The organism is Nocardia fodinahabitans (assembly GCF_052983615.1).
The window spans coordinates 3,510,444-3,530,870 of sequence record NZ_JBRJJC010000001.1; the positions used below are offsets into that span (position 1 = coordinate 3,510,444).

21 protein-coding genes and 1 tRNA gene are annotated in these 20,427 nt (G+C 66.9%); 10 read left to right on the plus strand and 12 right to left on the minus strand.

Translation table 11 applies throughout. The features are described 5' to 3' along the window. Positions 1-73: 73 nt before the first annotated feature. Entirely contained in the window at positions 74-889 is an 816-nt protein-coding gene (gene istB / locus NV348_RS16280; RefSeq protein ID WP_447147637.1) for an IS21-like element helper ATPase IstB, read from the minus strand. Continuing rightward, a complete protein-coding gene (gene istA / locus NV348_RS16285; protein WP_447147638.1) occupies positions 889-2,130 on the minus strand; it encodes an IS21 family transposase in 1,242 nt (413 codons plus the stop codon). Before istA ends, istB begins: the two co-directional genes overlap by 1 nt. Before the next feature lie 105 nt (positions 2,131-2,235). Between istA and NV348_RS16290 the strand changes: the two genes are divergently transcribed. Beyond that, complete coding sequence (locus NV348_RS16290; RefSeq protein WP_447147639.1) at positions 2,236-3,087, plus strand: hypothetical protein; 852 nt, start codon at positions 2,236-2,238, stop codon at positions 3,085-3,087. Positions 3,088-3,278: 191 nt separating this feature from the next. Here NV348_RS16290 and NV348_RS16295 read toward each other — a convergent pair whose 3' ends face one another. The 5 genes from NV348_RS16295 to NV348_RS16315 all read right to left on the minus strand — a co-directional run bounded on the left by NV348_RS16295 (position 3,279) and on the right by NV348_RS16315 (position 9,874). Next, a complete protein-coding gene (locus NV348_RS16295) occupies positions 3,279-5,765 on the minus strand; it encodes a tyrosine-type recombinase/integrase (RefSeq protein WP_280186188.1) in 2,487 nt (828 codons plus the stop codon). Further along, positions 5,758-6,822 (minus strand): tyrosine-type recombinase/integrase, encoded by a 1,065-nt coding sequence (locus NV348_RS16300; RefSeq protein WP_447147640.1) that lies wholly within the window; start codon positions 6,820-6,822, stop codon positions 5,758-5,760. The genes NV348_RS16295 and NV348_RS16300 overlap by 8 nt, the downstream gene beginning before the upstream one ends. 171 nt (positions 6,823-6,993) lie before the next feature. Further along, positions 6,994-7,416 carry a tRNA lysidine(34) synthetase gene (locus NV348_RS16305; RefSeq protein WP_280366877.1) on the minus strand — a complete coding sequence of 141 codons (423 nt, stop codon included), beginning with the start codon at positions 7,414-7,416 and terminating at the stop codon, positions 6,994-6,996. Between the two features lie 92 nt (positions 7,417-7,508). After that, a complete protein-coding gene (locus NV348_RS16310; protein ID WP_280186191.1) occupies positions 7,509-8,618 on the minus strand; it encodes a deazapurine DNA modification protein DpdA family protein in 1,110 nt (369 codons plus the stop codon). Between the two features lie 200 nt (positions 8,619-8,818). After that, positions 8,819-9,874: a DUF4192 domain-containing protein gene (locus tag NV348_RS16315; protein WP_280366881.1), complete on the minus strand. Its 1,056-nt coding sequence runs from the start codon at positions 9,872-9,874 to the stop codon at positions 8,819-8,821. A gap of 324 nt (positions 9,875-10,198) precedes the next feature. Between NV348_RS16315 and NV348_RS16320 the strand changes: the two genes are divergently transcribed. Further along, a complete protein-coding gene (locus tag NV348_RS16320; protein WP_280366884.1) occupies positions 10,199-10,684 on the plus strand; it encodes a hypothetical protein in 486 nt (161 codons plus the stop codon). Positions 10,685-10,886: 202 nt separating this feature from the next. Here the strand turns inward: NV348_RS16320 and NV348_RS16325 are convergent, their stop codons facing one another. After that, on the minus strand, positions 10,887-11,342 hold the full coding sequence (locus NV348_RS16325) for a hypothetical protein (protein WP_447147641.1): 456 nt from the start codon (positions 11,340-11,342) through the stop codon (positions 10,887-10,889). Between the two features lie 783 nt (positions 11,343-12,125). On the opposite strand from NV348_RS16325, the gene NV348_RS16330 reads away from it, so the two are divergent. The 3 genes from NV348_RS16330 to NV348_RS16340 all read left to right on the plus strand — a co-directional run bounded on the left by NV348_RS16330 (position 12,126) and on the right by NV348_RS16340 (position 13,251). After that, on the plus strand, positions 12,126-12,233 hold the full coding sequence (locus NV348_RS16330; protein ID WP_211359241.1) for a DLW-39 family protein: 108 nt from the start codon (positions 12,126-12,128) through the stop codon (positions 12,231-12,233). 34 nt (positions 12,234-12,267) lie between these two features. Continuing rightward, positions 12,268-12,340 (plus strand) — tRNA-Ala (locus NV348_RS16335). 5 nt (positions 12,341-12,345) lie between these two features. Next, positions 12,346-13,251: an acyl-CoA dehydrogenase family protein gene (locus NV348_RS16340; RefSeq protein WP_447147642.1), complete on the plus strand. Its 906-nt coding sequence runs from the start codon at positions 12,346-12,348 to the stop codon at positions 13,249-13,251. Between the two features lie 3 nt (positions 13,252-13,254). Here NV348_RS16340 and NV348_RS16345 read toward each other — a convergent pair whose 3' ends face one another. Further along, complete coding sequence (locus tag NV348_RS16345; protein ID WP_447147643.1) at positions 13,255-14,832, minus strand: serine hydrolase; 1,578 nt, start codon at positions 14,830-14,832, stop codon at positions 13,255-13,257. Positions 14,833-15,438: 606 nt separating this feature from the next. On the opposite strand from NV348_RS16345, the gene NV348_RS16350 reads away from it, so the two are divergent. Further along, entirely contained in the window at positions 15,439-16,440 is a 1,002-nt protein-coding gene (locus NV348_RS16350) for an ATP-binding cassette domain-containing protein (RefSeq protein ID WP_447147644.1), read from the plus strand. Positions 16,441-16,496: 56 nt separating this feature from the next. Beyond that, positions 16,497-17,291, plus strand: coding sequence for an ABC transporter permease (locus tag NV348_RS16355; RefSeq protein ID WP_447151058.1), 795 nt, complete (start codon positions 16,497-16,499; stop codon positions 17,289-17,291). Between the two features lie 4 nt (positions 17,292-17,295). On the opposite strand, the gene NV348_RS16360 is transcribed toward NV348_RS16355, so the two are convergent. Continuing rightward, positions 17,296-17,472 (minus strand): hypothetical protein, encoded by a 177-nt coding sequence (locus tag NV348_RS16360; RefSeq protein WP_447147645.1) that lies wholly within the window; start codon positions 17,470-17,472, stop codon positions 17,296-17,298. Positions 17,473-17,530: 58 nt separating this feature from the next. Here NV348_RS16360 and NV348_RS16365 point away from each other — a divergent pair, with 58 nt between their 5' ends. Beyond that, complete coding sequence (locus tag NV348_RS16365; RefSeq protein ID WP_447147646.1) at positions 17,531-18,058, plus strand: peptidylprolyl isomerase; 528 nt, start codon at positions 17,531-17,533, stop codon at positions 18,056-18,058. A gap of 77 nt (positions 18,059-18,135) precedes the next feature. On the opposite strand, the gene NV348_RS16370 is transcribed toward NV348_RS16365, so the two are convergent. Together NV348_RS16370 and crgA are read right to left on the minus strand one after the other, a co-directional pair. Then, a complete protein-coding gene (locus NV348_RS16370) occupies positions 18,136-18,582 on the minus strand; it encodes a PH domain-containing protein (RefSeq protein WP_447151059.1) in 447 nt (148 codons plus the stop codon). 103 nt (positions 18,583-18,685) lie between these two features. After that, complete coding sequence (gene crgA, locus NV348_RS16375) at positions 18,686-18,949, minus strand: cell division protein CrgA (RefSeq protein WP_447147647.1); 264 nt, start codon at positions 18,947-18,949, stop codon at positions 18,686-18,688. A 93-nt stretch (positions 18,950-19,042) separates the two neighbouring features. Between crgA and NV348_RS16380 the strand changes: the two genes are divergently transcribed. Together NV348_RS16380 and NV348_RS16385 are read left to right on the plus strand one after the other, a co-directional pair. Then, positions 19,043-19,705 (plus strand): aminodeoxychorismate/anthranilate synthase component II, encoded by a 663-nt coding sequence (locus NV348_RS16380; protein WP_447147648.1) that lies wholly within the window; start codon positions 19,043-19,045, stop codon positions 19,703-19,705. Positions 19,706-19,714: 9 nt separating this feature from the next. Beyond that, positions 19,715-20,422, plus strand: a complete 708-nt coding sequence (locus tag NV348_RS16385; protein ID WP_447147649.1) for a RibD family protein — start codon at positions 19,715-19,717, stop codon at positions 20,420-20,422. The last annotated feature ends 5 nt before the right edge of the window (positions 20,423-20,427 follow it).

Consider the following 20,427-nt stretch of genomic DNA (forward strand, 5'->3'; position numbering starts at 1 on the left):
TCAACGGCAGGCGAATCCTGACCACTTTTCGGCATCCGAATTCTGACCCCTCTGGGCGGGTTGGTGGGTGGTTTCAGTCTTCAGTTGTGCCGGCGGTGGGGACGCGGCCGAGGTCGCGGTCTTTGAGCCGGTAGCTGTCGCCTTTCAACGCGATGACCTCGGCGTGGTGAACGAGGCGGTCGATCATGGCCGCGGCGACGACGTCGTCGCCGAAGACCTCGCCCCAGCGGCCGAAGACTTTGTTGCTGGTCACGATCAGCGAGGCGCGTTCATAGCGGGACGAGACGAGCTGGAAGAACAGGTTCGCGGCTTCATTCTCGAAGGGGATGTAGCCGACCTCGTCGATGACGAGCAGCGGGTAGCGGCCGAGCTTGGTCAGCTCGGCCTGCAAGCGGCCGGTGTGGTGGGCTTCGGCCAGGCGGGAAACCCATTCGGCGGCGGTCGCGAACGCGACCCGGTGTCCGGCTTGGCAGGCGCGGATGGCCAGCCCGATAGCGAGATGGGTTTTGCCGGTTCCGGGTGGCCCCAGGAACACCACGTTCTCTTTCGCAGTGACGAAATCCAGGGTGCCCAGATGCGCAATCGTGTCTCGCTTCAGGCCGCGGGCATGACCGAAGTCGAACTCCTCCAAGGATTTGCGGTGAGGAAAGCGGGCCGAGCGGATCCGTCCTTCACCGCCGTGGGACTCGCGGGCGGAGACCTCACGTTGCAGGCAGGCGACCAGGAATTCTTCGTGGGTCCAGTTCTCTGCGCGGGCGCGTTCGGGCAGGCGTTGGGCGGCTTCGCGCAGCGACGGCGCCTTCAACACCCGGGTGAGGAAGGCCAGTTCGGCGGCGAAGTCCCGGACCGTGGTGGATGTCTTCGCCGGGGTTCGTGTCCTGGCAGGCATCAGGCCACCCCGCCTTCGGTGTCGATGCCCAGGGCGGTGTCGTAATCGGTCAGATCGCGTTGCTCGACCTCGGGTTCGGGAGCCGGGCGCAGGACACCGATCCGGCCGCGCCGCAACACTTTCGCTGCCTCGACGTGATCGGGATCGGAGATGGTTTGATGCACCGCCCAGATCCGTTCGTGATCGGCGACGACCCGGCCGCCGCAATGAACCCGGACCCTGTCCAGATCGGCGACGATCTCGATCCGGCGACCGATCACCGCTGGATGCACCGAGTAGTCGTTGGAATCGAAGCGAATGTAGTGATCACGCGGCAACCGGGCCGATCGCCGCCACCCGGTTTCCGGCGCGATCGGCGGCAACGCCAGCATCGCCTGCCTGTCGGCGGTGATCCGATCGGTCGGCGCGCAACCCAGCACCCGCCGTGGCCGGCGGTTCACCCGATCCAGCCAGTCCTCGAGCTGGGTGTTGAAATCGGCGGGGCCGCTGAACGACCGTCCGGGCAGGAAAGACCGTTCCAGATAGTCATGGGCCCGTTCGATCATGCCCTTGGCCTCCGGATCGGCGGGTTTGCAGACGATCACTTTCGCGCCGAGAGTCCCTCGGAACGCCTGGCATTCGGTCGTGAGTTCGCTGCGACCGCCGCGCCAACGACCGATCGCGCCTTCGCCGTCCCAAACCAGAACCTTCGGCACCGACCCGAGCCGGTGAATATGGGTCCACCAACCGGCGAACAGGTCTTCGGCATGCCGAGTCGGGATCAACACCGCCATCAACCAGCGTGAATACCCCGACACCATGGTCAGGACCGGTAATTGTTTCGGCCCACGGACCTGCCCGAACCCCACCGGCAGATTGATCGGCGGGAACCAGAAATCACACTGGGCGACCTCACCAGCGACATACGCCGTCCGCGACGCCGGATCCGGCGGCAGATACGCCGGCCGCAGCTCCGCGACCCGCCCCGACAACGTCCGGACCGAGTGAGTCCAGCCGATCCGCTCGGCGATCACCGTCGAGGGCATCGTCGGATACACCTTCAACAACTCGCGGATCTGCGGTTCCACCGCATCCACGATCGACCCCTTCGCCGGCCGCTCGTATTTCGGCGGTCTGTCCGAGGCCAGCGCCGCCCGCACGGTATTGCGGGACACACCCATCAGCCGGGCGATCGCCTTGATCGGAACACCCTCTGACCGGTGCAAACGACGAATCTCAGCCCAATCCTCCACGGCAAGCATCCCTTCGTCCTCCCTGACTCGGATAGAGCCAGGGTCCCGACCAAGGGGGTCAGATTTCGGTTGCCACGCAAGGGTCAGTATTCACGTGCCGTCGACACGGCGGCCATGAGGGCCGCGTCCGCAGCGGCAGCCAAGGCTGCGGCTCTGATCGACGAGACGCTTGGAGTGCTGAAGCAGTACAGCTGGCACGATTCGACCGAAAAGGGGGCTGCGCATTGGAATGTGCCGGCAATCCGTGTGCTCGAATGGACCGATGGTAGTGCTCGCATAAGGGCAGAAAATCTCGGGCGAGCGTGGTGTCTCGGAGGTGCACGATCATTTACTCGCCTTGTGGTCGTTGAGGACGGCACCCTGACAAAGGCGGCCTTGTGTACACATCGTGAACCGCCCGACCCTTTTCGTCCGACCAGCTATTGGTCGGTACGTAATGTGAAGGGCATGACGCGGGCGCGAAACAGAAGCGATAATGACCGACTCGCTACCGAATTCAAGAAGAGACAGCTTTCTTGGCAGGAATTTAGCAGGACCGGGCTGGACGTAGGTGAGCGATATTTTCACGTCGGATGGGATTCGAAATGGCTGTATGCGTCCGATCCGAAACAGATTGTTCCGCTCACGTATGAGGGGTGGGAAGTGCGTCAGGAATTAGAGACGCAAGGCGAGGATTCTTTTGCGTGCTTCAGTGAGAAGGTGCGCCAAAGTCAGCGTGAACGCGAGCGTACGAGTGCCTGCTTCTACGTCTTTACATCCCAGGATCCGACGATCCGCCCCGTCGATTGTCCAGTAGGCGTACAACTCGGCGTTTTCGAGGATGGCCGGCCGGTACTGCTAGACCATCGGCCAGATCAGTACGCTCGCGACCATCTCTGGGAAAAGGAGTCGTGGCGGGCGTGGGACTTGGAGCAAACCCTCACTCAACGAGTGATGTGCGTGATGGAGGAATACAGAAGCCTTTAGATTGGGCAAGCTGTCACTCGCCGAACTATTGCCCGTCGCCGACTGAACACCATCGCCCGCCCGCCCGCGGGCGGGCGAGAACAAACGATCTCCGTCCCTCCGGGCCGCGCTCCATGCGTCGCGAAGCCGCGAGCGGCGCAGCCGGTGCCGGAGGGGTTAGTCTCGTGCGGTCGCGGTGCTCCAAGCGGTCGTCATGTCGTGTTTCCCGGCTGTTCGCGGCTCCGTGCGGGGGTGGGAAGGCCGAGAGCGACGGTTGGTCGTCGGAGTCGGCGTTGGGTGTCGTCCCGCTTGGCGCGCAGGAAGGTCAAGGTCATGTCGATTCCCTCGACTTCGCCGGCCCAGTTCTCGGTTTCAGCGCGAGCGCGGCGGGCAAGTAGATCAGTTTCAAGTTCGTCGAGCCGGGCGAGCATCTGGGGGTTGATGTGCAGCACCGGACAGCGGATACAGGCGTGTTCGTGCTGGCAGGGGGTGCCGTAGGGGCGTCCACAGGAGCCGAGTTCGACCTTGCGTTTGTCGAAGTGCTCGTCGAATTCAGCCCATTCCTCGGTGGTGGCGTCGCGATACTCCTCGACCGGCCGCAGCTCGCGGCGATGATCGAGAAAGGCGACGTAGTGGCGAACGATGTCCTCGTCGAAGACCGCGACGTAGCCGCGGGTGGTCTGGATGTCGAGGTGCCCGAGCAGGGCCGCGCCGATGTGGATGGGAAGTCCACTGTTGACCAGGTCGGTGGCGAAGATGCGACGGAAGTCGTGGGGTGTGAACCGCGTCGTGCGGAAGCCGGGATGCTGCTCGGCCAGCTCGACGCATCGTCGTTTGAGCATGTTCAGGACTGTGCCGCTGGCGATGACCCGGTCGGTGGACCCTATTCGGCGCTGGAACAGGAACGGCAACTGGGCGCTCCAGACCTTGTCGTGGTGGTCGAACCGACTGGCCAACGGGATGCTGCGCCCGTCCTGGGTGTGGCGGCGGATGACCGAGGCGATGACGTGGAACAGTTCCGCGCTCATCGGGATGACGCGTTCGCGGTCGGTTTTCGAGGGTGCGATCACCAGCAGGGCGATCACCTCACTGTTGGATCGCTGGTATTGCCGGATGCTGAGGTGGGTCAGCTCGCAGAGTTCTTCGATGCGGACGCCGGAGTGGCGCAACGTCTCGACGCAGGCCCAGTCCCAGAAGGCGGCTTCCTCGTCGTTTTCGATGTGCACGATCGCGGCGGTGTCCTCGTCGAGGATTCGGACAGGGCTCTTGCCGCCCGACCGAACCCGCGTATGGACGTCGCTGTTGGTGAGCACTCGCTGATAGGAGCGCCCGTCCAGCCGGAATCTCTCACCGGGCTGGGCTCGACGGGCGTGCTCGAGCAGGGTTCGTGCTGTGTCGTAGCGGCTTTCGACGTGTTGGACCAGTAGAGGCAGCAGTGGTTGCCGGAGGCGGGTTCGGTCGGCGGATCGTTCGTTGATGCGGCGTCGGCGTTTGCCGAGGCCGCGGATTTCGCTGGGTGGGACCGGGCAGGGGGCGACCCATTGGGCCCAGCGTTCGGGTTCGTCGGTAGCCCAGGTGTGCAGGTCGAAGTAGAAGCTGCGGACGCAGATCACGATGCCGTCGACACCGGCGCGGGGTTTGCCGGCGTTCTTGCCGTCCTCGCGGGTGCTGATCATGTGTCGCCAGGTCGCATAGACCTCCGGCGAGACCCGCAGGTCGGCCTGGTCGGGGTTGATTCGCTCGATCTTCTCCCAGAAGTGGTGCGCGACTTCGAGAACCATGTGGCTAATGGAGGCGTAGTCGGAGTCGGCGGCCCGGCGGGTGAAGTAGTCGATGAGCAGCTGCCGGACCGACCGGTTGCGGATCGGATAGCGGTCGACGAGCTGTTCGATGGTGAGCTGACCGCGGCTGAGCGCCTCCCGCATGGTCGATGGTGTTCCGGGTGGAAAGTGGCCCACCTGGTGCAGGACGTTCCATGCCGACGGGCCAGCGAACCGGTTGCCCATCTTGGTCTCGGGTTGCAGGATCGTGCGGACTCGGCGAGTCTCGTGCCCGTAGTGCAGCAGCGCGGCCGGGGTGAGATCGGAGAGGCTGACGCCCTGGACGGTGAGCAGGCAGCACACGTCGAACAGGGCGTCACGCCGGTGCGGCCACGATAAGTCGGATGCGGTGGTCTGTTCTGCGAACTTCTCCAGCAGCGGGTCACCTTGGGCCGCGACGAAGAACTGCCAGTACTCGTGAAACGAGTTCGCTCGGAATGCCAGCAGGGACGGCTGGATCACGCGCAGGCAGAACAGCGACCGCACGCCCTGCCCGATCGCCAGGCCAGTCCCGCGCCGCGAGCCCAATACCTCGCTGACCGTGGTCTCTCCACGGCCCAGCGGGCTCGCATCCCATCGGGTTTGCCAGGTATCGCCTCCGAACTCCGACAGGTAGCTCAGGACGATCTTGGTGGCCTGGCCGCGCTGCTGCCGGGTCGGCTTCGCGCCGTCCCAGGTGATCGTCACCAGCTCGGCGATGCGGTCGATCGGCGCGGTACTCAGCTCCCCGACCGGGCGGGGAGGGGTCGTGGTGGTCGCCGGTCGCGGTTCGATTCGACCGGAGACGAACCGGCTGGCGAAGCCCAGTTCGTCCAGCACCGGGCCGTGGCGGTGACGGCGGATGTGACCGGTGGTTGTGCCGGTGGAGGACTCAGGCACCGAACACCGCCGCGATGTCGTCAGCGGCGTAGCCGGTCGGGAAATGGGCCTGCGGTTTCGGGCGGGCGTAGTGCTCGGTGAGCTTGTCGAACAGCTCCTCGACACCGACCGACAGGTATCGGCTGGTGGTCTGGATGTTGGCGTGCCGCAGGATCGCCTGAACTTCGGGCAAGGTCAGCTTGCCGCTGTTGGCCATTCGAGTCGCGGCGGTGTGGCGGGCGTCGTGCCAGGTCCAGTTCGTTCCCAGAACCGTGTTGGCGCGCTGCAATATTCGCCGCAGTGCCCAGTAGGTGAGTGGCCGGTCCTTACCACGGCGAGTTCGCCAGATCGACTCACCCGGCGCCGGTGTGCCGATCTGGTCGAAGTAGAGCGCCAAACGGACGAACGCCTGCGGGGACGCGGGGATCGCCTGCCGGTCGCGGGTGCCCTTCGACACGACGTAGATCCGGCGGCCGGCCCAGTCCAGGTCTTCCGGCGTCACGCCGAGCAGTTCGGCCGCGCGGGCGCCGCTGGAGACGAAGAACTCCATCAGGGCGCGGTCGCGTTCGCAGACCATGGCGTCGAACAGCTCATCCCACAGACGGTCCGGAATCGCGCGTGGTGGCCGCTGGGGCACTCGTTGCCGCAGCCGGGCTCGGCCGACTACAGGTTTGGGCTCCAGTGGGCTCAGGTGGGCCAGTGCGCGGCGGCGCTGCGGCGAGGACGGCACCGGGTTGATCACCGGTCCGCGGGAGTGGTGACCGTGGTACTCGTAAAACCCGCTCACCGACGACAGGGCATGGTTGATCGTGGTGCGGGCGTAGCCTGCCGCCGGCATCGCCTTGCCGGTTCGCGGATTGATCGCACCCGGCTTGCTGGCTTCTGATGTGCGTCTTCGACGCTGCGGGTTCGGTGCGGTGCGCAGCCACCCGACCAGAACGACGACCTCGGCCTCGGTCGCTTTCTCCCACACCACGCCCAGCAGCCACAACAGCCGGAACCAGCGCAGAAGCCCATACGCGTAGCTGCGGATGGTCAGAGGGCTGCCGTCTCCCACGGCCAGATCACGCAAATACACTGTGATAGCGCAGGTTTCGGCGCCCGACGGATCGAGCACCACGAACGGCGGATGGACTCGCTCAACCTTGACGACGGATCCGACTCGGGGCACGGACGCACGCCCTTCCATGAGCTGACGACGAAGATCCATTGCCTTCTCCTTGGTTACGGCGTGAAGCGCCATGATCACTCAGTAAATGCTGGTGCAGATAACTGAGCACCAACGATTTCGATGAGATGGCCATTTTCCGCGTTCGGTGACACGGTCGAGGAGGTCGCCGCCGGTGCGCGACACCACCTCGTGGCGCAGCCCGTAATGGTAGGCGTGTTCTCGTGCGAGAGCCGAGGTTTCCGGCCAGTCGGAGCGGCCCATGGCGGCATGGACGGTGGTGACCCGGTCCAGCACGCCGAGGTGGTGGAACTCCTCGACCAGAACATCCACCATCGCCTGGCTGTCCTTGCCGCCACTCAGGCTCAGAAGGTAGTGGTCGTATCCACCCAGGTCAGGCCCCGCAGCCACCGAGAAATCGATCCCACCGCGCCCGCGCCGCAGTAACCGCTGGGCGGGGCCACGCCGAGCGGGCCTTCGCGTCGTGGCAATGGGCGTGGTCACGGCCAGGACCGCCTTTCTGTGTCGGTGCCGCCGCGGGCAGCGGGAGGCAAGGGGCGCGCACCGGTGGGGCGCGTGCGTGGTGTCGGATCCGGTCAGGCCGCCGACACCGTTCGTAATCCGGCGTCGAACAGCGGGATCTGTTCGCTGCCAGTGACTTCGGTGCGGGGCGCGACGCGGGGCCGCGGGCGTGGTGCGGGTTGAGTGGGTGCCGGTTGCTCCCACAGTTGCGGGTCGGTGGTGACGCGCAGGTGGTGGTTGAGGCGCAGGGCGTTCATGGCCTTTTCGCGGAAGGCCACCGCGTAGCGCAGGCAATTGCGGCAATCGGTCAACCGCCGGCGCCCGCTGTCGCCATTCGGGCGTGAGAGGTGCACGCAGCCGGGCATCGGTGTCCGGGCGCGCCGCGCTGCCAGTGACCAGGATTGGCTGTCAGCGCTGTGCAGAAGATGCCCGGCCAGGACCAGGGTGCGCAGCGAGACTCCGTAGCCGTGCATCCTCATCCCGAATCCCGCGAGCGCGGTCAGGACGCGGGCGACATCGTGGTCGGCGCCGCTACGTCGGCAGATACTGCCGATCCCGACCCAGCGGCCGGCCAGATCGATCCCCGCCGAGCGATACAACCGGAAATGCTCGACATATTGGCTGGGATGCCACCCTTGAAGGGTCGGCAGCCACGGGACGTGATCGAAATTCTGTGCCAGGTACCGGTAGTTGTCGAGGGTGAGTTGCTGATGATCGGCGACGCTCAGGCCGGTGCGTCGCAGGCATCCGGGTTCGCACGGCAGGTCCTGGATGCCGACGAACCCGGGTGGCCCGATGTCGTCGATGAGCCGCGACCACAACGCCCCGTACTCGTCCGGCACGGCCCACCAGGGGTGATGATGTGGATCGGCGGTGAGCACGAGAGCCGAGTAAGCCCCCGAGTCGCCGCTGTAAGGGGCGTGGTTGATCCGGACCGGGAACCGCTCCCCCCTGGTTCGGTAGCGCGCCAGCCGCGGCGCGGACAGGAACACCGGCACCGGTGTGGTGTTGAGCAGGCTGGGTTGACCGACACCCAGATAGAACTGCATCCGCCGCGCCGGATCAGGATGGTCAGCGGTGACGGTCCACGGCGTGATCGGTCCCCACGGCGTGTCCCACCGCCGATCGCCACTGTCCTTGGACACGCGCTCGGGTGCCGGGTCATCGAATGGTGAGGCCATCATGCGAACTCCTTCCACACCGGGACGACGAAGCAACGGCGGCCCCGACCGTCCTCGGACACCGCAGGCGTATTCGCCGCATTCGGGGGGCCGATGACCCTCCGATTCGATTCGGGCGGCACACACCGATGAGGCGGCAGCCCAGCGAACGGTGCTGTCGCGCTGTGCCGCGCCGTGTTCGGCCCGGCCCGGGTTGGGTGTCGCTACGGGATGGTGATGCCGAGGTCGGCGGCGGCTGCGATGGCGAACCGCGCGAACCGGTGCACTACGCCTGGTGGGAGGGCACGTTCGAGCGCGGCGTTGAGCAGCCGGGCGAAGATGTGCGAGGGATCGGCCTCCAGTGCGATCGTGATCGCGAGCCTGGCCAGGGTGCCGTCGCCGCGCAGGTGTGCGCTGTAGGCGAGCAGGACCGCGGCCTCGGCGCGGTAGCGGCCGGTAAGGCTGCGGGTCAACAAGATCCACAACCTCTCCGCGGCGACGGCGTGCTCGCCGATGGCGATCGCGGGCAGGCACTGCGACACCGTCGCGATGCTCAGCACGGCCCCCAAGCGTGCGAGGTCGCTCGGGGTGAGGGTGAGGCCGTCGGCGAGATCGGCGATCGCGTACAGCACCTGCTCGAGGTCGTGGCGGTCGCGGACGGTCATCTCCAGCTCGTGCTCGACGGCCTGGCGGCGGCCACGGACCTCGGCGACAGCCCCGCCCAGCGCCGCTGACACCGGGACGGCGAGCGCGGGATCGGTCCTCAGCGAGTCGGCCAACGCTGCCCGCGACTCCAGGACAGGCATTCCCAGCGCTGCGCGCTGCCGCGCGGCGGGTGTGCGAGCGGGATCGGGTAGTGTCCCGGATTCGGTGGTGCCCGACAGCGACCACCACGACCCACCGGCCACGATCGCGGCCGTCGCGAAGGTACCGGACACGCGGGCGGGACTGTCGGCGAGGCCGCGGACCACCTGCTCGACAAGACGATGGTCTCGCCCGGATGTGGCCCGTCCGTCGACGCCTGGCGCGGACAGCCGGTCATCGACGACGATCACGAAACCCGTGGCAGAGCCCATTTTCGCGAGCAAGGGCCGCAGGCGGTCGATGATCGAAGCGGCACTGTCGGTGAGGTCGAAGCGAGGCAGCGCCGCCGGCTCGGGATCTGTCGATCCTGCCGGGATCAGGACCAGGATCAGCGACCGCTGCGGGATGAAACCGATCATGCCGGGGATCGAGGCGATCAACCGGCCCGGAGACGGCAGTGGCTGAGGTATGGACATCACTAATCTCCTTGGTAGGGAATAGAACAACCTCCGAACACCTCATTGCTGGTGCCGGTATGACATCGGAATGGGAATGAGGAGGCCTGGCGCAGACCGCAGTGGGGCTAGTCGGGCACCGCAGCACCGGACGGGCGGAATCGGCGTGGCATTGGTCTTCCACGAACGTGAACGACGAGCGGATGATCACGATGGGTGGGCGGGGAGTAGGATCGTTGCCGGAGGATCAGCAGGCTGGCCGATATTGTTGGAGGTCAGCTCATGGCTGCACGTCGACCGCCGCGCTCACCGCGAACGGCTCGGTCACCGGAAATGACGCAACGGGTGCAACGTTCACGCGAGCGTGTGCGCCGTCGCCGAGAACTCGCCCGCGAACGCGACCGCGCGATCGCCGCGGCGGTGCGCCGCTATCTGTCCGACTGGCAGGCGATCACCGCGTGCGAGACCAAACGCGACGCCGAGATCGCCGAACTGCGCCGACAGATCAGCGTCGTCGAAGACGAAGCCGCCGCCCAGATCGCGAGTCTGCGCGCCGACCAGGGCAGCGCGGCGATGACCATTCGAGACCAGCCCGGCCACACCGACGATGACGTCGCCGATTTGCTGGAGATCACCCCGAAGCAAGTCCGCCAACTCATCACACTCGCCCGAACACAGGCCAGCGACCCGCCCGCCCCGCCGGAGGACGCCGAAACGGCCGACCTCACGCGCGAGCAGACGCAGCGGACGCAGGAGAAACAGACCTACACCGACGGCACGGAATCACCGGGTGCCACCGGTGTCCCAGCGCAGACCGAACAATCGAGATGACACCGGCATCGCCGCCGACCACCGAGGTCGGCTGCGCACGAGAACCTGATCGGCGGCGTCCAACTGTCGACAAGCACCAGCCAGCGCTGCAACACGCAGAATGATTTGCCGACCGGTTCGACAACCTGCCGACTCGACGACGACCGTGCCGGGCCCGGAGCGGGAGTCGACCGGTGGCGCGGTGGTCGCTATCGCTCGGCGACTATCGGGTGTCGTTGTAGCGGCCGACCTTCCAGACATGCCATCGGAACTGCTGCGGCGACAACGACTGTCGCACCGGTATACCCGCCACGGGTGAGTACGGCCAGAACGCGGTCCCGCAGCGATGGCAATAGAACCCGGCGCCCCACAGCGCGTGCGCGTGCGGGCGTCCGCGCAGGATCCGGTTGTTGTGACGGCGTCGGCCCCGCGCAGCCGCGAGCGTCAACAGGCCCGGCGAGGCGTAGACCCCGACCATGAACACCCCGGACACAGCCATCGACATCTGGGCGCGTCCCGGTTCTTCGCCGACAGTGCCGATGGCCAGAACGATGAACATCAAGAACGCGGGAACCAGCAACATCCAGCCCACCCGGGTCAAACGCCGCGTCGGCTTCCAGTCGGGCTCGCGGGCGAAGCTGTTGGCCAGCGCGGTGATATGGGTTCGATCGACGGTCATCGTGCCGAACACCGGCACGAGCCCACTACTCGACACTCCGAAACCCGAATACGATCCGCTCCCCATCGAGACCGACGTCCCGTCCGAGCACAACGCGGGCACACTCTGCACCCAATCGAGCCGCCCACAGCTCGGGCAGGTGATGTCGATATCCATCCGCCGATCTCCCGGTCGGGCCGCCGTGTCGTCACGGCGGCGCGGTGGTGCTGCCTGCGATGAAACCTCTGGCAAATCGTATTGAACACCGCCGGAACCGGTGTGTCGATAATCCGAATCTACGTAACGCATGGTCTGTTTCCTCTCATGGTCGCGTGAGGGAGGGGCTCCTGTCGGTTATTCCGGCATCGGGCGCGTACCAGCAAATAGCTGGTAAATACCGGTGGGTTCTCCGCCGGGGGATCTGGCGGACCACAACCGCTGCCATGTCGATCCAGAGCCGTCCTCGGAGGGGATCTGTGTGGCAACTCACACCATCGCTGCTCTGATAGGTGCATCCCCCAAGCCCATTCGGGGCCGTTCAACCGGCTCGGTCGCATGGCCTGGAAGACGTCGTCGAAGGGGTGGCGACCGAGTCGCCACCTGCGGTCGCCACGCAGTGGTGACCTGCGGCGTTGACGCGGTCGCCACAAAACCGCTAGTTTGGGTCATGAAAGGGCACGAACGGTCATGAAACGGGGCGTGAGCTGCTGAGATCGGGACGTTGACCAGGCAAAACAGAGGAAAGGCTTCGGAGGTTCAAGTCCTCCTAGGCCCACTCCCGAACATCACAGTAGGGTGGGAATCATGAAGATTGTCCTCACGGTCGGTGTTGTGATCGCGGTTCTCATCGGTATCACCAAATTCCGCAAGCGCGATGACGCAGACCTCTGGCGCGAGGTCACCACCCGCTGATTCGGGTTGCCAACTGGTTTGACCAAGCCAGCCAGGGGCCTTAGCTCAATTGGCAGAGCACTGCCTTTGCAAGGCAGGGGTTAGGGGTTCGATTCCCCTAGGCTCCACTTCTGTGAATTCCTCGGTTTTCGATTTTCTGCTCAGCGCGGCTCCGGCCGAGTCTTCCTCGACCGATATCGCCGCGATCGCGGCACAGCATCGCGCGCGTAGCGCCCCCTTCGCCAGTTCGATCGACCGCGCTGTTGTCGCCGGATTCGACAGTGCCGGAACAGGTACGGCGTTTCTCGGCGGATATCAGGAAGCGCTGGGCGCGCTGGTGCCCGCGCTCGATTCTCCCGGGTTGACCTCCATGTGCGCGACCGAGGCGAACGGGGCCAAGCCGTCGTCGATGACGACCACGGTGACCGCCGAGGGCGTCGTCACCGGGACCAAGTCCTTCGCCACGCTCGGCGAGTTCGCCACCCGCTTCCTCGTGATCGCGCGGGCGGGCGAACAGGCCGACGGTCGCGCCGCGTTGCGAGCGGTGCTGGTGCCCGCCGGTCCCGGCGTCGTGGTGACGCCGCTGCCCGCGTTGCCGTTCGCCCCGGAGATCCCGCACGCCACCGTCACTTTCGACGCCGCGCCCGGTGAACTGCTGCCCGGCGACGGCTACGCCGACTTCCTCAAGCCGTTCCGCACCGTCGAAGATCTGCATGTGGTCGCCGCTGTGCTCGGACAGCTCGTTCGGGTGTCCCGGCAAGCGGAATGGCCCGCCGAGGCCGTAGAGCAGCTGCTGGCCCTGTTTGCGGCCGTGCGTGGGGTGAGCACCGAGGACCCGGGTTCGGTGGGCGTGCACATCGCGCTGGGCGGGGTCTTCGAGCGGCTGACCCGCCTGCGGGCCGAACTCGCGCCGCTGTGGGACCGGGTCGACCCCGCGATCCGGAGCCGCTGGGACCGCGACGAGCCGCTGCTCGGGGTGGCGGGCAAGGTCAGGACGCTGCGGCTGGCGGCGGCCTGGCGGGCCGTGACCGAGGCGTGAGGGTCAGCGGGTGAACTTCCCGAGACCGTTCTCGTCGAAGTAGTCGAGGGTGAGCGTCCCGTTGTCGAAGATCGCCGACGAGACGCTGCCGGGCGGTGCGTTCTCGCCGCTCGGCTCGAAGGCGAAGATGTCGCCGTCCCAGTGCCGCAGCGGGTATCGGCGTTGCGCCGGGCCCATCGTCAGGACCAGGCCGCTCTCGGCCTCGGAGATCGTCGCCGGGCCCCAGTACTCGTTGGCGTAGGTGCCGACATAGGTCGGCAGTGGCTGGGCGGGTGCGGGCGTCGTCGGCGCCGCCTTGCCGGACAGGTCGCCCTCGGGATCGTCGAGGGGGGCGAGCGCGGCCTGGTAGATGCCCCGCCAGTCCTCGCGGATCTCGCCGAACTGGACGAGATCGCCGAACTCGGCGGTCAGCGCCTCCGGCACGCCGATCGGCGCGGCGTTGGTGAGCGCCACGATCGCGACGTCGGCGGACGGGATCGCCAGGAAGTTCGTCGCGGCGCCGAGCGCGAACGCCCCGGAGTGGCTGTAGGCGGTGCGGCCCGTCGAGCTGGTCGACGCGTTGAACCCGTAGCCGTAGAACCCGGCCCGCGACTCGGGGGAGGAGGCGGGCGAGGAGATCACCTGCGGGGTGATCGCGGGCAGCAGCGCCTCTGCCGGGGCGACGGTCGTCCCGTTCGCCGTGCCGTGGCCGAGCATCATCGCCAGCCAGCGCCCCATGTCGTTCACCGAGGAGCTGACCCCGCCCGCGGGGGACTGCGGGTCGGGATCGCGGACGAACTTCGCGACCCATTCACCGTCGACGTCGACGTGCCCGACCGCGCGGTTCGGCCTGGCCTCGAAGTCGGCGAAGCGGGAACTGGTGGACGACATGCCGAGTGGGCCGTACACGGTGTCGGCGCAGAGCCGGTCCCACGGGACGCCGGCCGCGGCGGCGACCGCCTCGGCGCCCGCGGTCAGCCCGAAGTTGGTGTACTGGTAGGTGATCCGGAACGGGTCGAGGGGCTCGAGCCGGAGCTTGTCCAGGATCGCGGCCTGGTCGTACCCGAGGTCCTCCAGCCGGTCGCCCGCGTGGTCGGGCAGGCCGCTGCGATGCGCGAACAGGTCGCCGATGGTGAGCTCGGCGGTGGTGGCCGGATCGGCGAGCGCGAACGAGGGCAGCTTCGAGACCACCGGCGTCGTCCATTCGACCGTGCCCGCGCCGACCTGGTGCGCGACCACGGACGCCGATACCGACTTCGACACCGAGGCCAGCTGGAAGACGGTGTCGGCGTCGACCTCGTCCTGGCCGCCCGCCTGCTTGACGCCGAAGCCCTTGGCGTAGACGGTCTTCCCGCCGTGCACGACGGCGACGGCCATGCCCGGGATACGGCTGCTGTCCATCAGCGAGGTGGCCAGGTCGTCGAGTTTCGCGACGGCTTTGTCGACCGCGTCGGTGGGGAGCGCGACCGCGGCGACCTGGTTCGGTGGCAGTTGTTCGGTGCTGGTCGCGGTGGCCTGTTCGTCGTCGGCGGAACCGCTACAGCCGACCACGACAGCCATCGACACGACCAGCGCGGCGATCGCACCTTTGCCGGGCACCATGCGCTGACGATAGACCCGGTTGCGCGGTGATCGCGGGAACGTGGCTGGACTGTGACGGTCTCGCGGACCGGGCGTACTCACCGGTAGCCGGAGCTGCACCTTGCCGGAAAATGGGGAGCGGGCCTCGGCGAAGGGGGGGAGTTAGCCGAGGCCCGCGTAGGGTCGGCCCGGGGGGGAGGGGCCGACGTGAACGATCCTACGCGATGCGAGCGGAAATCGTGTACGCGCAACGAACCAGTTTCCGAGATTTTTCGGCGTTCTGGGCCTGGGCCGTGGCTGGCGGCCGGTGTAGTGAACGGCGAATCGGTCGGCAGATCACCTGACGGTTGCCTTACTTCGGCCGGAATATGCTGGTGCACAACGAATTACGCGAAAAATTCACTGAACATGTTCTTGTCGGGCCGCCATCGATGCCCCGAAGACCAGGGGCTTGCGATCCGGGAGCCCGCCGGAAAATCGGTCCGATTCGCCGCGTGTCGCCGTAAATCGGCATGTCGAACAAATCTGTACATCGGGAACGGAGGCACCCCGAAAAAGAGGGTGCGACTTGTCGGTGGGTCCCGCAATACTGGGGCAACAGCGTTGAACTTCGACTTCAGGAGAATCATGCCCGACGCAATCGTCGCCGAGGGTCTGGTCAAACGGTACGGGCAGCTCACCGCCCTGGACGGGCTCGATCTGTCCGTTCCCGAAGGTACCGTCACCGCACTTCTCGGCCCCAACGGCGCGGGAAAGACCACGACTGTCCGCGTTCTCACCACCTTGCTGATCCCCGACGAGGGCCGTGCCACGGTCGCGGGGATCGACGTGCTCAACAATCCACAGGCCCTGCGCTCCCGGATCGGCACCTCCGGGCAGTACGCGGCGGTCGACGAATACCTCACCGGCTTCGAGAACCTCGAAATGGTCGGCAGGCTGTACCACCTCGGGGTGCAGCGCAGTAAGGAACGCGCGCGGGAACTGCTCGAGCGCTTCCGGCTCACCGACGCGGCGGATCGTCCGGTGAAGGGGTACTCCGGCGGTATGCGCAGGCGGCTCGACCTCGCCGGCGCGCTGGTCGCCAACCCGCCGGTGCTGTTCCTGGACGAACCGACCACCGGCCTCGATCCGCGCGCCCGGCTCGACCTGTGGGACGTCATCGAGGAACTCGTCGCGGGCGGCACCACCCTGCTGCTCACCACCCAGTACATGGAGGAGGCCGACCGGCTGGCCGACTCGATCGCCGTCATCGATCAGGGCAAGGTGATCGCACGCGGCACCGCCGACGAACTCAAGGCGCTCGTCGGCGGCGACCGGATCGAGCTCACCGTCGCCACTCCCGACCAGCTGGCGCCCGCGCAGCAGGTGCTCGCCGGGCTGGCCGACGGCGAGATCCATCTCGAACCCGGTCTGCGCCGGATCATCGTCCCGGTGGCCGACGGCTCCCAGGACCTGGTCACCGCGATCGGCAGGCTCACCGAGCACAGGGTGCAGATCAACGATGTCGCGCTGCGACGGCCCTCGCTCGACGACGTCTTCCTCACCCTCACCGGGCACGAGGCCGAGGAGCTCGTCAATGTCGATGCCGAGAAACAGGCCGTCGGCGCCGAGGAAGGACACAACCGATGAGCACCACGCTCGACAAGGTGGACGTGCAGGGCCCCGCCCTCGGGGACCGACTCTCGATGGTGGTCAGCGACAGCCTGACCATCGCCAAGCGCAATGTCATCAAGATCAAGCGCGTACCCGACGTGCTGATCTTCACCACGCTGTCGCCGATCATGTTCGTGCTGCTGTTCGCCTACGTCTTCGGCTCGGCGATCACGGTCGAGGGCGTGGAGGGCGGCTACCGCGAATTCCTGATCGCGGGCATCTTCGCCCAGACCGTGGTCTTCGGTGCCACGTTCACCGGTGCCGGCCTGGCCGAGGATATGCAGAAGGGCATCATCGACCGGTTCCGCTCGCTGCCGATGGCACCGTCGGCGGTGTTGGTCGGCCGGACGATCAGCGATGTGGTGATCAATGTCGTGAGCTTGGTCGTCATGTCGCTGACCGGCCTGGTCGTCGGCTGGCGGATTCGCGGGTCGTTCCTGGACGCGGTCATGGCCTACGCGCTGATGCTGCTGTTCGCCTACGCGCTGTCCTGGATGATGGCGGTCGTCGGACTGCTGGTGCGCACACCGGAGGTGTTCAACAACGCCAGCTTCATGGTGATCTTCCCGCTGACGTTCCTGTCGAACGCGTTCGTGCCGCTGGAAGGTATGCCGGGTCCGCTGCAGGTATTCGCCGAGTGGAACCCGGTGTCGGCGCTGACGCAGGCCGTGCGCGAACTGTTCGGCAACACCAATCCCGCGGCTCCGCCCTCCGATGCCTGGCCGATGCAGCACCCGGTGATCACCACGCTGGCGTGGATCGTGGTGATCCTGGTCGTCTTCGTGCCGCTGGCTCAGGTGCAGTACAAGAAGTCCGTGAGCCGCTGACGGTTCAGTGCGCGCCGGTCTCCACACCGGAGACCGGCGCGGCACCGTTGCGGGAGTAGCCAAGGCGCGGCGGCTCGGCGGCGGGCTCGGGAAGTTGGGGTCGCTTGCTGCGAGCGAGGAGGGCCAGGGCCGCGGCCCCGGCGATCCCGATGGCGGCGATGATCGGGTTACGAAGCTTCATGCGACCACTGTGGCACAGCTTCCCGGCTTCCCGCCGCCCCCGTGGCACCATAACTGCCGTGACCTCACCCAACCAGACGGCCGTGGCGACTCTGCACACCAACCACGGCGATATCAAGATCGCGCTCTTCGGCAACCACGCGCCCAAGACGGTGCGCAACTTCGTCGGTCTCGCCGACGGCAGCGCGCCCTACACCACCGCGAACGCCGGTGGGACGGACGCTGGCCCGTTCTACGACGGCGCCGTCTTCCACCGGGTGATCCCGGGGTTCATGATCCAGGGCGGCGACCCGACCGGCACCGGGCGCGGCGGGCCCGGCTACGAATTCGGTGACGAGTTCCATCCCGAACTGCGTTTCGATCGCGGCTATCTGCTGGCGATGGCCAACGGCGGGCCCGCGACCAACGGTTCGCAGTTCTTCATCACGGTCGGCGCGCAGCCGCATCTCAACCGCAAGCACACGATCTTCGGCGAGGTGGTCGATCCGGATTCGCGCAAGGTCGTCGACGCGATCGCCTCGGTGAAGACCGATCGCAACGATCGCCCGGCCGAGCCGGTCGTCATCTCCTCGGTGAGTATCGGCTGACGTCGGCTGTACCCAACAGAACTCCCCGCCGCGCTGGAGCGCGACGGGGAGTTCGTTGCTTCACGTGAAACGTTGCGTCAGTCGGCCACCGAGGCGAAGCCGTTGACGACCAGGGCGTCGTAGACATCGTGGGGATTGGTGCCGAGATCCCAGCGGCCGAAGATCAGCAGCCGCTCCGAGCCCTCGTGCTGGACATCGATCTCGAGCATCGCCGACTTCCGGCCGAGGCGCCGGTAGGAGACCATCCGGATCCGGTCGATCCGGTCCAGCGGGTAGGTCTTGGGGCCGGTCAGCGTGCCGACCACCAGGCGCGGCGCCGGGCCGGAGACCATGGTCAGCCGGGGGCGCTGCCGGAAACCGAGCACCGTCATGGCCAGGACCGCGAGTGCGGCCAGGCCGACGAGCAGCCTGCTCGGCCCATCCTGGGCGAGCGCCGCGGCGGCGACCAGGATCAGGCCGCCGCCGGCGACCGCGAGGAGGCCGGCGGTGGGAGTTGTCCACGACGTGCTGTCTGCGGAATCCACAGCGTTCACGCGGCTTCGTCCCCCGTTGCTCCTCGAGTTGTCCACAGCTTCATCCACAGGTGTGCATGAATAACACCGGTGTAATCCGGTGCGCGGCGATCGGTCAGCGCCATCGCATGGTCATGATCAGGCCGACGACCATCAGGCCGAATCCGATCAGGAAGTTCCAGGCGTTGAGATCGTTCATCCAGCTGATGTGCTCGGCGGCCAGGTAGTACACCAGCAGCCACACGAGACCGGCCAGCATGAAGCCAAGCATGATCGCGACGTACCAAGCCGGCGACGGGCCCGCCTTGACCTTCACCGGGGTGCGGCTGGCAGGGCTCGGGGTGTAGTCGGCCTTCTTACGGACCTTGGACTTGGGCATGACGTCCTCGAATTCGGGATACAGGTAACTCCTAGGCTATCCCACCAGGTAATGGATGCGACGACCTACGGGGTCGCCACGTACCCTCGACGCATGCGTGTATTGGTCGTCGACAACTACGACAGCTTCGTGTTCAACCTGGTGCAGTACCTCGGCCAGCTTGGTGCCGAGGCCGTGGTCTGGCGCAACGACGACCAGCGCCTGGCCGACCTGGACACCCTGCTCACCCGCGGCGACGAAGGTGGGACCTTCGACGGTGTGCTCGTCAGCCCCGGCCCCGGCAGCCCCGACCGCGCGGGCGCGAGCATCCCGCTGGTCCACGCGGCCGCGAAGCACCGCATGCCGCTGCTCGGCGTCTGCCTCGGGCACCAGGCGATCGGCGAGGCCTTCGGCGGAACTGTCGACCGCGCGCCCGAACTGCTGCACGGCAAGATCAGCGAGGTATTCCACATCGGCGCAGGCGTGCTGGCCGGTCTGCCCGACCCGTTCACCGCCACCAGGTACCACTCGCTGACCGTCCTCCCGGAGACCATGCCGGAAGAACTGGAAGTCGTCGGTCATACCGAGAGCGGGATCGTGATGGCCATGCGCCACCGCACCCTGCCCATCCACGGCGTGCAGTTCCACCCCGAGTCGGTACTCACCCAGGGCGGGCACCGGATGCTGGCCAACTGGCTCGAGGTGTGTGGGCAGCGCCCCGCCGAGGCCCTGGTATCGGCGCTCGAAGCGGAAGTCGCCGCGCTGGTGACGTCCTAGCGGCCCGCGATGGCACCGGGGAGTGACACCGTGCGGCCGTTCGTGCTGCTGTCGGTGGCCGCGAGCCTGGACGGCTACATCGACGACGCGAGCGCGCAGCGGCTACTGCTGTCCAACAGCGCCGACTTCGACCGGGTCGACCAGGTCCGCGCCGAATCCGACGCGATCCTGATCGGCGCGCGGACGCTGCGGACCGACAACCCCCGGCTGCTGGTCAACAGCGCCGTGCGCCGGGCCGACCGGGTGACCGCGGGCAAGCCGGAGTATCCGGTGAAGATCACCGTCACCGCGTCCGGCGACCTCGATCCCGCGCTGCGGTTCTGGCACACCGGCGGCGACAAACTCGTCTACACCACCGACAGCGGCGCGGCCCGGCTCGGCGACCGGCTCACCGGACTGGCCGAGGTGGTCGCGCTCGGCCCGGAACTGTCGCCGGCCGCCCTGCTCGACGATCTGGGCACGCGTGGGATCGGCCGTTTGATGGTCGAGGGCGGCACCGGGATGCACACCGGCTTCCTCGCGGCCGATCTGGTCGACGAGATCCGGCTCGCGATCGCGCCGATCCTGGTCGGCGACCCGGCCGCCCCGCGGTTCGTCGGCCCGGCCCAGTTCCCCGGCGGTGCACAACGACGGCTCCAGCTGGCGGGTGTGGAACAACTTGGGGATGTCGCTGTGCTGAAGTACCTGGTCGGCCGCCGCGACGAGCCGCTTCGCTAACCGGC

Coding starts and splice junctions, on each gene's coding strand:
- NV348_RS16330 (WP_211359241.1), top strand. CDS start 12,126: ATGAAGATTGTCCTCACGGTCGGTGTTGTGATCGCGGTTCTCATCGGT.
- crgA (WP_447147647.1), bottom strand. CDS start 18,949: ATGCCCAAGTCCAAGGTCCGTAAGAAGGCCGACTACACCCCGAGCCCT.
- NV348_RS16385 (WP_447147649.1), top strand. CDS start 19,715: ATGGCACCGGGGAGTGACACCGTGCGGCCGTTCGTGCTGCTGTCGGTG.
- NV348_RS16380 (WP_447147648.1), top strand. CDS start 19,043: ATGCGTGTATTGGTCGTCGACAACTACGACAGCTTCGTGTTCAACCTG.
- NV348_RS16315 (WP_280366881.1), bottom strand. CDS start 9,874: ATGTCCATACCTCAGCCACTGCCGTCTCCGGGCCGGTTGATCGCCTCG.
- NV348_RS16345 (WP_447147643.1), bottom strand. CDS start 14,832: ATGGTGCCCGGCAAAGGTGCGATCGCCGCGCTGGTCGTGTCGATGGCT.
- NV348_RS16360 (WP_447147645.1), bottom strand. CDS start 17,472: ATGAAGCTTCGTAACCCGATCATCGCCGCCATCGGGATCGCCGGGGCC.
- NV348_RS16290 (WP_447147639.1), top strand. CDS start 2,236: ATGAGGGCCGCGTCCGCAGCGGCAGCCAAGGCTGCGGCTCTGATCGAC.
- NV348_RS16325 (WP_447147641.1), bottom strand. CDS start 11,342: ATGACCGTCGATCGAACCCATATCACCGCGCTGGCCAACAGCTTCGCC.
- NV348_RS16310 (WP_280186191.1), bottom strand. CDS start 8,618: ATGATGGCCTCACCATTCGATGACCCGGCACCCGAGCGCGTGTCCAAG.
- istB (WP_447147637.1), bottom strand. CDS start 889: ATGCCTGCCAGGACACGAACCCCGGCGAAGACATCCACCACGGTCCGG.
- istA (WP_447147638.1), bottom strand. CDS start 2,130: ATGCTTGCCGTGGAGGATTGGGCTGAGATTCGTCGTTTGCACCGGTCA.
- NV348_RS16355 (WP_447151058.1), top strand. CDS start 16,497: ATGGTGGTCAGCGACAGCCTGACCATCGCCAAGCGCAATGTCATCAAG.
- NV348_RS16350 (WP_447147644.1), top strand. CDS start 15,439: ATGCCCGACGCAATCGTCGCCGAGGGTCTGGTCAAACGGTACGGGCAG.